Raw genomic sequence first — 11,279 nt, 5'->3', positions numbered from 1 at the left:
AAAACTACTTGACGGTTACAGCAATCTCTCGCTGATCACTGTACAGACTTCCTTGATCATCTCGTCACCCGCTTGATGCCCGTATCGATCGTTCACCTGTTTGAGATTGTTTAAGTCAATAAAGCAGACGATACACGAAGATGCCTCTGAATGGGGATTGGTTAGCCAGCTGTTCAATGCCTCCAGTCCGCTCCGTCGATTGAGAATTCCTGTCAATGCGTCGTAGTTGGCGTACTCTGCCAGATTCTCTTCCACCTGCTTCAAAGGAGTAATATCGGTAACTCCTGAGAGAATGCAGGTCTCGTTTCCATACATGATCAGCTCATAATGCGCCATTCCCCACTTCGTTGCCCCTAGTGGCTGATCTTGCTTCAATATGTAATTTTTGATGCTGCCTCGCAAGCGCAGTTCATTGACGAGTTCAACCCGTTCTTGCGGACTGCTGAAGACGAGTTGGTGGTCAGTCACGGAATCAGAAGTATGGGAGGGCGAGCACGATTCTGCAGCCGCTTTGTTCCAGAGCAGCAATTTGCCATCGGAAAGTCTGGACAGGATAAGCGGATAGGGATTCATCTCAAATAAGGTGCGAAAGTTTTTTTGCAGTTCATCCTGTTTTTGTTGATGCTGGAATTCTTGCTCTCGGGACGAGTAGAGCAGCACCAAGAGCAAAAAGGAGATAAAAGCTGCAATGGTAGAGATGATTTGTTTGGAAGTTAATAGATTCGGATCGTCGATGAAGGATGAGAGCAGGGAGAGAAACAGTACATGAATGATTGCGAGAATGCAGAAAAAATGCTTGGGACGAATCGGCAGCAGGACAGCGGAAGCCACAAGAACAACCAGGTACATATCGATGTGTCCGCTCAATCTGTAGCTATTTAGGGAAGCGAGCGCACTGGAGCCGATGTAGAGGAAAACGTAGAAGTCAAGGAGCAGATCAGGCCCCACCGATTGGAGAAAACGCTGATTCTTCTTGACCAGGGGGTAGATCCCCATGTAGAACAGGGAAGCCAGAAATCCGGCAGCATGAATAAGGATCAGTGTCGTATGGAAAGGAGTACCGGCAACATGCTGGTAGAGAACCAAATCGACGTAGAAGTAAAAGGCATAGAGTGCTAGGAGTGCAATGGAAATGACATGCAATCGCTTGAGCAGAAAAGACAAGTGTGAATAGTGGAAATTCTCTGTATGTGCTTTCATTGGATCCATATTCAATCCTTTACACAGGTATGGAAGAGAACGTAAGGACTCCTTCTCCAGAGCAGACTGCTGGATTGCCAGCTGCTGATCTGGAGAAAGAGAGATGGATGACTTTTGCCTATCAATGGAAGGAACAAGCGGCTTCAACCCGATAGATTCGCTGTCCTCTCGAGGAAAAGCGCTCTTCGTATTCGGTCATGACGTTGTCCGCAGCCTGTTTGGACTGGTGAAGATCAAAGGTGATATTGCGGAGCTGGAAACGCTCTGCGGCAAACTGGTTGAGTGAGAACTCAAACAGTTTTTCATTGTCTGTCTTGAGATGAACCTCGCCATCCGGCTTCAATACCTGGCGATAGGTTTGCAGAAAACTGGAATAGGTGAGACGGCGCTTGGCATGTCTCGTTTTCGGCCAGGGATCGCTGAAGTTGAGATAGAGTCGGGTAATCTCATGGTCAGCGAAAAGGTCGGTCAGCATGGCCGCATTGTACTGGACGAAGGCGAGATTGGGGATCTCGCGGTATTCCGTGCGCTGTACGGCACGCAAGACGACCTCGGCTTTCAATTCTACGGCAATGAAGTTGATGTCGGGATGCAGGGCAGCCAAAGTATTGATAAAACGACCTTTCCCGCAGCCGATCTCTACGTGGATCGGGTTGTTGTTCCCGAAGCGTTCATGCCATTTCCCCTTGAACGAAACAGGATTTTGCACGAACGTCGGATATTCAGCCAGGGCCGCCTCGGCACCTGGAATATTACGCAATCGCATAGGTTGCCTCCTTGATAACGAACTCCTATTTACTTTACGATGACTCCCCTGATGTTGCAAGTAGAGAGTAGAAATGGTTGATTCCAGTAAAGACCAGTCCTGTTTGCGTCGATTAGGGATTTTTTACAATGAAACGTAGGAGAAAAGTCGCAGTATATGCGAAAAGGCCTATATATAGTGCGGAAAAAATTGGGGGACTTTTGAGGAACATGTTGGCAAATGGAGAAGACTGAAAATTTGACAAATGCCTATAAAACTGCGGCTTTGAGGCGTCTAGTGGAAATTTCGTCCGAATGTGGTTCGTCCGCTTGGAAACTTTTTGCCAATTTCATAGAAAGAAAAGGGATGGTAGAGTAGAGAAACAGCGGAAGATCAACCAAACTTTTCATAAAAGGGAGGATGAACAACATGAAAGTAAGAAAAGCGATTGTAGGGATTCTGATGGGTGTCACGATGGGGTTGACGGCAGTGGTAGCCCCGATTCCAGGAGACATTGGCGTTGCGCATGCCGCATGGAGTCAGAGCAAGGCAGACAAAGTGATCAACACCGGAAGAAAATACTTGGGCAGGCCCTATAAATTTGGCGCTAGCAAAAATACGACGGCTGTTTTTGATTGCTCGTCGTTTACGCAGCGTGTTTTCAGAGAGGCGATCGACAAGAAGCTGCCCCGCGATTCGCGTTCACAATCGAAGGTGGGAACCCGCATTTCCAAAAGCAATCTGAAGAAAGGCGATTTGATTTTCTTCAAGGCGAGTACAACCACTTCGTCGCAGAGAATAACGCATGTTGCGATTTATGCTGGAAATAACAAACTGTTACATACCTATGGGAACCCGGGGGTTACCTATAGTACATTCCGGGGCACCTCCTGGGAGAAACGCTTCGTCACCGCCCGGCGGATGATGTAGTTATCATATAAGACGCATCAATCGGTCATTGGTTTCGCCGCTAAGAAATGCAAATCTTGTTAATTGAGGCAAGAGAGAGTCAGCCCCGCATCTGAGCAGATGCGGGGCTGACTTTTTTCATATATTAGATTTTCAGAATGCCGCCCATGCTGGCGTTGGTCACCATTTTGGAGTAGCGAGCGAGGTAGCCGGTCTTCACTTTCGGCTCGAACCCTTTCCAATTGGCTTCTTTACGACGAGCCAGTTCGGCATTATCGACATGCAGCTCAATCGTGCGCGCTTCCAGATCGATGGAGATGATGTCGCCATCCTCGACGAAGGCGATCGGTCCACCTTCGGCTGCTTCCGGAGACACGTGGCCGATGCTGATTCCGCGGGAAGCTCCAGAGAAGCGTCCGTCTGTTACGAGCGCCACTTCTTTTCCAAGGCCCATCCCGACGATCTGGGAAGTCGGTGCGAGCATCTCAGGCATGCCTGGGCCGCCTTTCGGACCTTCGTAGCGGATTACGACGACATGGCCGGGTTTGATCTTGCCAGCCGCGATCCCTGCGAGTGCATCTTCTTGGGAGTCAAAGCAGATGGCAGGTCCTTCATGGCGTTTGATCGAAGGATCGACGCCGCCTGTTTTGATGATCGAGCCCTGCTCTGCCAGATTTCCGAAGAGAACGGCAAGACCGCCAGACTCGCTGTACGGATTGTCCAGTCGACGGATGACCTGATCGTTTTTGATCTCGGCATCTGCGACGTTTTCGCCCAAGGTTTTGCCAGTTACCGTGATGCGGTCTGGGTGGATCGCTCCAGGCTTTTTCGAGATTTCCTTGAGGATGGCGGAGACGCCGCCTGCCTCGTGGCAATCCTCGATGTGGTAGTCGGAGGAAGGAGCCAGCTTGCAGATGTTCGGAATGCGTTTGGCTACTTCGTTGATGCGTTCGATCGAGTACTCGATGCCAGCTTCCTGTGCGATTGCCAGGGTGTGCAGGACCGTATTGGTGGAACCGCCCATTGCCATGTCGAGGGCAAAAGCGTCGTCGATCGCTTCCAGCGTTACGATATCGCGCGGTTTGATATCGCGCTCGATCAGGTGCTTCAGTTTTTCAGCAGATGCTTTTACCAGTTCCTTGCGCTCAGGCGATACTGCGAGAACGGTACCGTTGCCTGGCAGCGCCAGACCGATGGCTTCGAGGAGGCAGTTCATCGAGTTGGCGGTGAACATGCCGGAGCAGGAGCCACAGGTTGGACAGCCGTATTGCTCCAGCTCGTCCAATTGCTTGTCGTCGATCAGGCCGGCTTGATAAGCGCCGACGCCTTCAAAGACGGAAGAAAGGGAAATCGAGCGGCCATCGCTTGTTTTTCCGGCTTTCATCGGACCGCCTGTTACAAATACTGTCGGAATGTTCACGCGAAGAGCGCCCATGATCATCCCTGGGGTAATCTTGTCACAGTTTGGAATACAAATCATGCCATCAAACCAGTGAGCGGAAACAACGGTCTCCAAGCTGTCAGCAATGATTTCGCGGCTCGGGAGCGAGTAGCGCATACCGATATGCCCCATGGCAATCCCGTCATCTACGCCGATGGTATTGAATTCAAAAGGAACCATTCCGGCAGCGCGAACGGCTTCCTTCACAATTTTTCCGAATTCCTGCAAGTGCACATGACCTGGAATAATGTCGATATACGAGTTGCAGATCGCGATAAACGGTTTGTCGAAATCCTCTTCCTTCACGCCTGCTGCACGCAGCAAACTGCGGTGCGGAGCGCGGTCAAATCCTTTTTTAATCATGTCGCTTCTAAGTCTGGCCACTTGAAAACTCTCCCTTCCGAATAGAAAATCCAGCCTTCTATTTTGCACTATCTTAACACTTTTCACTAAATAGAAACAACCGTTAAAGTCTGAACATTTGCTCAGGGTCAAACACTTGCCGGACAAGTGCTGCGTAGAAAATTGCAGAAAATTGCTTTAAAATAAAGAAAGCGACGATTTAGGGTGGAGTGAAAAAATGATAGAAGAATTGAAAAATATCTGGGAAGAAGGCAGCGAGGAGGAACGGGAACTGCTCGCGTTGACGCTCCAGTCCATTCGCCAAAGGCGCGAGAGAAAAAGCGTGTTTCTATCCGGGCTCCTGGGCTTGCAGGGAAGATTCCTCGATGACCGCACCTATTCGTTCGAGGTGCCGATCACCACGTTTATGAAAAATTCGACGGGTGCCGTACACGGCGGAATCCTGGCCACGCTGATCGACTCCACGATGGGCTCCCTGATCAACCGCTCCCTGCCGCCGGACAAGTATGCCGTGACGACAGAGCTGAAGGTCAATTACCTGCGTCCAGGGCTGGGAGAGAGCCTGCGCACAGAAGCGTCATTTTTGCATCGTGGACAAACACTGGTGGTCATGGACACCAGCATTTACGATGACCGCAACAAGCGGGTTGCGCACGGCACCGGGACGTTTATCGTCTTGGACAAAAAAACAAAGTGAAAAGCCTCTAACCCGCGGTGTTGCAGGATAGAGGCTTGGATAGAAAACGTTCAGCGGATGACAACCAGGCCGCTGTATTCCGAGATGTAGGAAAGCATCTTGGAAGAGATGGGGAGGATAAACTCCATGTTCTCCTTTTCCACGATGCCGGAGCGGGAGACGACTCGCGCCCATTTGGCTACCAGCTTGTAAGTCTGGGAGTCGAAGAAGGGGCGTTGCTTTCCCCCTTGCTTGCGAAAAAGGACGGGGATGGAATCCTGCTGGGCCGGGACCATGCTCACGATATCGTGCAGAAACAGATGATAGGTCAGATGCGGCTTGTACAAAACCAGTTCCTTGCTGGTGACCGAACAGCCGAGGTGCTTGTTCATTTGGGACAGCTTTAGTTCGCCTTCCAGGTTTTTCAGGCGGATAAAATCGCTGTTCATTTGAAATCCCCTCCCATTCTGTAGTAGGGCGTCTATCTATCATAGTAAATGTAGTGCTTGAGTGGCAACCGAAAACACGATTCAAACTTCAGAGGTGATGAAAAGAATGCTGGAAATAGCCAAAGCTGCGGCAAAAGCGGCGGGAGATTATTTGCAAAAGCGTTTTCTGGAGCAGCTCATTCCAGACGAGGAATTGCATAATGATGTCAAACTGCCGGAGGATAAGGAGAGCGAAAAGCGCATCATCGAAGTGCTGCATCGCCATTTTCCGTGGCACTCGATCTATTCGGAAGAAATCGGTCTGTTGGAGCGGGATGCGGAGTATCTCTGGATTGTCGATCCGCTGGACGGCACCAATAATTACTTTATAGGATACCCTTACTTTTCCGTATCCATTGCCCTGCAATACAAAAACGAACTGGTTTTGGGGGTCGTCTACAATCCGGTTGCGGGTCAGATGTTCTGGGCAGAGCAGGGAGGGGGCGCTTTCCTGAATGGAAAACGCATCTCTATCAATCAGCGCGCTGATCAGACCAAGGCTGTGGGTACGTATATTCGCGGCCGCCATTCCGTCACCAAGGAGCAGGAGCTGGCGTTCACAGAGCCGTTCGTGATGCAGACCAAACGCTTGATGCGCAATATTGCCCCGGCATTGGACTGGTGCTTGCTGGCCAACGGCTGGCTCGATTATATCGTCATGCAGCGTTCCAGCATCATGGATGTCGCGGCAGGAATCATCATCGCCAAAGAAGCGGGAGCAACCATCACGAATTGGCAGGGTGAGCCTTATCGTCACCAGGCATTTCGGGTGGAGGAACTCGCATCCCTGGTCGCCAGCAACGGAATCTTGCACGAGACGATCCGCGGCCTGATCAAAGAGTAGGCTGGCAGAAAGCAAAAAAGCACGACGCCATGGGGCATCGTGCTTTTTTCAATGGGAGTAACGATTATTCGGCTGCTTCTCCCTCTACGCCTTCTTCCAGCTCCCAGTTCGCCCATTCCTCTTCCCATTCTTTCTGGGCTTTGTACTGGTCGAGCGAGGACTGGACAAAGAGACGGAAGAAGCCTTTGTCACTGAAGCTGTCAATTGCTTTTTCATCATTGTACAGTTGTTCTACAGTCACGCCGGCATCTTTGCCAGGGATCTCGTATTTGGTCGCTTTGCCGAAGTTGTAGGCATACTGATCAGCTTCAAGACCTACTGTCAGAGGCTGTTTCATGCCGTCAACCTGGAATGTTACGCTCAAAGCGCTTTTTTGTTGAACAGGCAATTTATCCTTGTTGATGTAGAAGTCAAGGTTCCAGTTCAAAGCGTGGAAGCCGGCAGCTTTCATCTCTTCGACAACCTTGTCGGCTGTATACACTTTGCCAGATTCCTCGAGCCATTTTTTCGCTTCAGCCAGACCGGATGTTACCGCTGCTTCTGCCGTAGCGCGTTTTTCGGCTTCAGTCGTTTTGCCATCCTCTGGGAACATCTCTTCCTGCAGGGAAGTAGAGAGGACCATCATGTCAATAGCGAATGCTTTGACGTCTTGGCTTGCAACCGCGTCATTTGCTGTATAGAAGAACATGTTGACCAGTTCTTTGGCATCCAGCTTGATCGCGATGTGGGTAGCTTCCGCTTTTTCGCCGTTTGGCAGTTCAACAGTAGTCGCTCCCAGGTTTTTCACGTTGTTCAGCTTGTAGCCGTATTTGGCTACATATTTTTTAATGAAGGAAATCGTCAGGTCGTTCATTTTTTCCTGATATTCCTTCAATTTGGCAGGGTTGGCAGCTTCGGATGCGCCCATCGCGGCCAAATCACCAGATACATCAGCGCTCATTACCAGATATTTGCTGTCCAGAGGAGATTTCAAATAGAACGAATCTTTGCTTACCAAAAGCTCGACCGAAGCTTTTTTATCCCCGGACCACAGCTTGTTGTCGCGCAGCAGCTTGTCGTCGTTTACTTCAATGACAGCCTTGGCATTTTCCAGATCGAGCTGCGATCCTTTCACGGTGACGCCCGCTTTCAGAGCTTCCAATACGGCTTTTCCTTCAGGATCGACAGGCTCGCCCAATGCTTCCGGCAATTTGTCGATGTCACCAGTCAATTTCAAGGTGCCTTGGTAGTCGTAATTCGGTTTATCCAGCGTTTGGACGATGGAATCACGGACCAGTGAAGCTTCACCAGAACATCCGGACAATACGAGCATCCCTGCTATCAGTAGGGCACTCCCCTTCTTCCACATGCGGTATTCCTCCCTATGTATACTTTTTCTTTCCCTTACTATTTACGTGTGAGACCCACCAAAAGTTTCATAAATACGAAAAAAACAGAATCGAACGAAACGCAAGTCCTTTTTTCTGGTAATATAAAAGGGAAATGAAGCAAGTGAGAAAGGGCGTTGCAACATGTGGTCGTGGTTCCAAAAGCTGATGAATGTGTTTCGGGGGGAAGAGAGGGAAGTGGATGAGGATGAGACGCATCCACCCAACTATACGAAATCCCGTCAGCTCCAGGCGAAAACGAAAAGCATCTACCCGAGAGAGCGTGAAAGCAGTCGGGAACATGACGATTTCAGAACGGACAAGCAGCGGCAGTTCCGGTTTCCGGTCGTACCGGACCATTATCCGGAGCGCAGAAGAATAGAGAAGGAGCTGGGTCTGGATCTGGATCCCCGTGTAGGGAATCAGGAGAATCCGTCTTCTTCGCGTGAGCGGTTGCCCAATCGCAGGCCTGCAAAAGCAGTTGAGCAGCCGGAGGAGAAGGCCTTGCCAGCCCAAAAACAACAGCCGGATCTCCAGGGAGCTTCTTTCAAGCCGGGGAAATCGAGGACGGCTGGAATCGAAAACAGAACCTATCAGCCTTCGGATATTGTCTCCCCTGTATATGGAAAGATCACGCCTGACACGATGGAGATGGAGCATCCCATTCACACGACGGCGGGTATCGTGTATCCGCTCCAGGAGCAGGAAGAGCAGCTGAACCAATTAAAGCTGTGGCAGCAGAGGAAGCTGGCAAAGGCGGAAAACGAAGAGCAGAAGGCAGTCGAGTCCGTAGAGGTGACAGCGGCGAACGAGGCAGCGGCCGCAAGCGATACAACGGTAGCTAAAGAGACAGACACTACCATCGAGCCGTTGTTTCTGTTTACGAGAAAACCGAAGCCTGCTGCCGAGGAGGCGGAAAGCCGGGAGGAGGCAGCCTGGCCAGAGGTTCCGCAGCATGAATCATCCGATACTGAAGCAGGTGCAGAAGAGGGCGAAGTCGTTCTTGAAGTAGAGACGGAAGCAGAAACAGAGGTAGAGACGGAAGCAGAAACAGAGGTAGAAACTGAAGTAAAAATTGAAGCAGAAATTGAAGCAGAGACGAATCCCGAGGAACCGCAAATTCCAGATGCGGCAAGCGGAGTGTTGGAGGTCCTTGAAAGCGAGCTTCTGCCAGATCGAGATGAAGGCGCAGATCAAGATGAAGCCGAAGTGGCACAGGAAGAAAAGAGTCCCGGTTCCATAGGAAACGAGGACGAGGAGAACGAGGACGAGCAGGATTCAGAGAAGAAGGAGGACGTTGAGCCAGCTGTCAAGGTGGTTGGGCAGAGTCCCGAGGTGGCTCTCCTCCTGGCACGTGCGGAATCCAGCCCGTTCACGACGGCACAATCTGTCAACCTAATCCCGACAGACCCGCCTGTTCATACCGAGTCTGTTCAAACTGCCCCTGTGCCACTGCCGACGGAACAAATACAATCTAACGAAATGCAAACAGAGCCATCCTATCAGCTTCCGTCGCTGGATTTACTCAATCCAAGCCCGGAAGTTGCGGGGGACGATGACGAGCATACGCAATTGCAAAAGCTGCTGCTGGAGGAGACGCTGGCGAACTTCAATGTCAGCGCACAGGTGGTCGGCATCGTGAAAGGCCCGTCTGTTACGAGATTCGAGCTGCAGCCAGCTCCGGGCGTCAAAGTAAACAAAATTACCAGCCTGATCGATGACATCAAGCTGAATCTGGCAGCCAAGGACATTCGGATCGAAGCACCGATTCCGGGTCGCAATGCGATCGGGATCGAAGTCCCGAATCTGTCGAGCCAGCCGGTGCTGATTGAGAAAATCATCAGCTCCCCCGAATTTCAACAGCATCCATCGGCATTGGCGGTTGCCCTGGGGATGGATATCGGAGGGGCGCCGATTATCGCGGACATCAAGAAGATGCCGCACGGACTGATCGCAGGGGCCACCGGTTCCGGTAAGAGCGTCTGCATCAATTCGATCATCGTCAGTCTGTTGTACAAGGCGACCCCTGAACAAGTGCGGCTGCTGCTGATCGATCCGAAAATGGTAGAGCTGGCTCCCTACAACCACTTGCCTCATTTGGTAACGCCTGTCGTCACAGAGGCAAAGCAAGCGACGGCCGCTCTCAAATGGGCAGTAGAGGAAATGGAGAAGCGTTATGCCCTGTTCGTGGATGCCGGAGTGCGCGATATTGAGCGCTACAATCAAACGACGGATGATCATCTGCCCTATATCGTCATCGTGATCGATGAATTGGCCGATCTGATGATGGTCTCCCCGCAGGATGTGGAAGACTGCATCATCCGAATCGCCCAGAAGGCGCGCGCATGCGGCATCCATCTGCTGCTGGCGACGCAGCGCCCATCCGTCGATGTGATTACAGGGAACATCAAGGCGAATGTGCCGACTCGCCTCGCCTTTGCGGTCTTTTCCCAAGTCGATTCCCGGACGATCCTCGACCAGTCTGGAGCGGAGCGCTTGCTTGGCAGAGGAGACATGCTCTTTTTGGAGAGCGGAACAACTCCCTTGCGGCTACAAGGGAATTTTGTCTCGGACGACGAGATTGAACGGATCACGCACATCATCAAAAAGCAGAGAAAACCATCGTACCTATTCAGCAAAGAAGATCTGGAACAACAGGTGCAATCCTTTGACGCCGGAGATGATCCGCTGTACCTCGAAGCGCTCGTCTTCGTTGCAGAGCAGGGACAGGCTTCGGCTTCCGGCCTGCAGCGCAGATTCCGGGTGGGGTACAACCGCGCGGCCCGTCTAATCGAAATGATGGAAGCAGACGGCTATGTCGCCGGCCAGAGCGGCGGCAAGGCGAGGGCGGTCCTGATCACGCTCGAAGACGCTCAAGCGGTAGCGGAAGGTTCGAGTTTGGTGTAAAAAAATGGAAGAAGGAAGAGGGGCTTGTCATTTGGGCAAGCCCTTTTTTTTCGATAGGTACAAACCCCCAGAGAGGACCAGAACTAGCTGGTCGAGGAAAAAAGGAAAAAAGCGAAGGCATTTGGGATCTTGACCCAGCCGGAACGGAAGAGGCGGAACACGCTTTCAGCGGCCAGCGCGCCCAGCAAGCCGTTAATTGCTAGTTGGTGAAAGTCCAACCGAGGTAAGAGCCAAGTCGCCTCGTAGCTGACAGGCAACTGGTGGAGAGATCCTAAGGTTGAAGCCCTGTGACAAAGTATCCCGTAAGGGAGCGAGCAAATCAGCGGACCGTAACATAAA

The 11,279-nt window shown here is 51.3% G+C and carries 10 protein-coding genes; 4 read left to right on the top strand and 6 right to left on the bottom strand.

Annotation, left to right across the window (positions count from 1 at the left end; all coding sequences use genetic code 11):
• Positions 1–15: 15 nt before the first annotated feature.
• Together EDM58_RS25430 and trmB are read right to left on the bottom strand one after the other, a co-directional pair.
• Positions 16–1,200: a sensor domain-containing diguanylate cyclase gene (locus tag EDM58_RS25430; protein WP_183187632.1), complete on the bottom strand. Its 1,185-nt coding sequence runs from the start codon at positions 1,198–1,200 to the stop codon at positions 16–18.
• A gap of 121 nt (positions 1,201–1,321) precedes the next feature.
• Positions 1,322–1,966 (bottom strand): tRNA (guanosine(46)-N7)-methyltransferase TrmB, encoded by a 645-nt coding sequence (gene trmB, locus EDM58_RS25425; protein ID WP_122915821.1) that lies wholly within the window; start codon positions 1,964–1,966, stop codon positions 1,322–1,324.
• 408 nt (positions 1,967–2,374) lie between these two features.
• On the opposite strand from trmB, the gene EDM58_RS25420 reads away from it, so the two are divergent.
• A complete protein-coding gene (locus EDM58_RS25420; protein ID WP_122915820.1) occupies positions 2,375–2,875 on the top strand; it encodes a C40 family peptidase in 501 nt (166 codons plus the stop codon).
• 124 nt (positions 2,876–2,999) lie between these two features.
• Here the strand turns inward: EDM58_RS25420 and ilvD are convergent, their stop codons facing one another.
• Positions 3,000–4,679, bottom strand: a complete 1,680-nt coding sequence (gene ilvD / locus EDM58_RS25415) for a dihydroxy-acid dehydratase (RefSeq protein WP_122915819.1) — start codon at positions 4,677–4,679, stop codon at positions 3,000–3,002.
• A gap of 196 nt (positions 4,680–4,875) precedes the next feature.
• On the opposite strand from ilvD, the gene EDM58_RS25410 reads away from it, so the two are divergent.
• Positions 4,876–5,355 carry a PaaI family thioesterase gene (locus EDM58_RS25410; protein ID WP_122915818.1) on the top strand — a complete coding sequence of 160 codons (480 nt, stop codon included), beginning with the start codon at positions 4,876–4,878 and terminating at the stop codon, positions 5,353–5,355.
• Positions 5,356–5,405: 50 nt separating this feature from the next.
• Here the strand turns inward: EDM58_RS25410 and EDM58_RS25405 are convergent, their stop codons facing one another.
• Positions 5,406–5,783 carry a hypothetical protein gene (locus tag EDM58_RS25405; RefSeq protein ID WP_122915817.1) on the bottom strand — a complete coding sequence of 126 codons (378 nt, stop codon included), beginning with the start codon at positions 5,781–5,783 and terminating at the stop codon, positions 5,406–5,408.
• Between the two features lie 106 nt (positions 5,784–5,889).
• On the opposite strand from EDM58_RS25405, the gene EDM58_RS25400 reads away from it, so the two are divergent.
• A complete protein-coding gene (locus EDM58_RS25400) occupies positions 5,890–6,666 on the top strand; it encodes an inositol monophosphatase family protein (RefSeq protein ID WP_122915816.1) in 777 nt (258 codons plus the stop codon).
• 64 nt (positions 6,667–6,730) lie between these two features.
• Here EDM58_RS25400 and EDM58_RS25395 read toward each other — a convergent pair whose 3' ends face one another.
• On the bottom strand, positions 6,731–8,014 hold the full coding sequence (locus EDM58_RS25395) for a hypothetical protein (protein ID WP_122915815.1): 1,284 nt from the start codon (positions 8,012–8,014) through the stop codon (positions 6,731–6,733).
• A 163-nt stretch (positions 8,015–8,177) separates the two neighbouring features.
• Here EDM58_RS25395 and EDM58_RS25390 point away from each other — a divergent pair, with 163 nt between their 5' ends.
• Positions 8,178–10,940, top strand: coding sequence for a DNA translocase FtsK (locus tag EDM58_RS25390; RefSeq protein WP_122915814.1), 2,763 nt, complete (start codon positions 8,178–8,180; stop codon positions 10,938–10,940).
• Between the two features lie 83 nt (positions 10,941–11,023).
• Here EDM58_RS25390 and EDM58_RS26090 read toward each other — a convergent pair.
• Positions 11,024–11,279 (bottom strand): hypothetical protein (locus EDM58_RS26090; protein ID WP_221175441.1); only part of this gene is annotated, 256 nt, incomplete at its 5' end.

The organism is Brevibacillus panacihumi (assembly GCF_003710985.1).
Lineage (GTDB): Bacteria > Bacillota > Bacilli > Brevibacillales > Brevibacillaceae > Brevibacillus > Brevibacillus panacihumi.
Note: the sequence above shows the minus strand (reverse complement) of the source record. Positions and strands in the feature narration are given on the sequence as shown.

Coding starts and splice junctions, on each gene's coding strand:
- EDM58_RS25430 (WP_183187632.1), bottom strand. CDS start 1,200: ATGAAAGCACATACAGAGAATTTCCACTATTCACACTTGTCTTTTCTG.
- trmB (WP_122915821.1), bottom strand. CDS start 1,966: ATGCGATTGCGTAATATTCCAGGTGCCGAGGCGGCCCTGGCTGAATAT.
- EDM58_RS25420 (WP_122915820.1), top strand. CDS start 2,375: ATGAAAGTAAGAAAAGCGATTGTAGGGATTCTGATGGGTGTCACGATG.
- EDM58_RS25410 (WP_122915818.1), top strand. CDS start 4,876: ATGATAGAAGAATTGAAAAATATCTGGGAAGAAGGCAGCGAGGAGGAA.
- EDM58_RS25405 (WP_122915817.1), bottom strand. CDS start 5,783: ATGAACAGCGATTTTATCCGCCTGAAAAACCTGGAAGGCGAACTAAAG.
- EDM58_RS25400 (WP_122915816.1), top strand. CDS start 5,890: ATGCTGGAAATAGCCAAAGCTGCGGCAAAAGCGGCGGGAGATTATTTG.
- EDM58_RS25395 (WP_122915815.1), bottom strand. CDS start 8,014: ATGTGGAAGAAGGGGAGTGCCCTACTGATAGCAGGGATGCTCGTATTG.
- EDM58_RS25390 (WP_122915814.1), top strand. CDS start 8,178: ATGTGGTCGTGGTTCCAAAAGCTGATGAATGTGTTTCGGGGGGAAGAG.